Raw genomic sequence first — 322 nt, forward strand, 5'->3', positions numbered from 1 at the left:
ATGTAATATTGGTGGTTCCCACGGGGTATTCTGCATCTAATGGCTGGTTATCATCCCTTGTTCCGTTTACATTTCCAACTGAACAGTTATCAGTAGCCGTCGGAGGTACAATTTCTATCATCGCCCCACAGGTATCTGCATCTGCAGTAGTATTGATAGCTTCCACAGCCGCGATTACCGGTGCCTGATCGTCAGTTACCGTTATGGTTTGTATTACCGGTTCAGCCTCGTTTCCATTATCATCTGTCACGGTCCATGTAATATTGGTGGTTCCCACGGGATATTCTGCATCTAATGGCTGGTTATCATCCCTTGTTCCGTT

General features: G+C 46.0%; 1 protein-coding gene. It reads right to left on the bottom strand.

Annotated features, from left to right (window positions below):
- Nucleotides 1-322: hypothetical protein (locus tag I6U49_RS17340; protein ID WP_198629703.1), on the bottom strand; the 322-nt coding region annotated here is incomplete at both ends.

This window comes from Salegentibacter maritimus, assembly GCF_016236915.1.
GTDB classification, from domain to species: Bacteria; Bacteroidota; Bacteroidia; order Flavobacteriales; family Flavobacteriaceae; genus Salegentibacter; species Salegentibacter maritimus.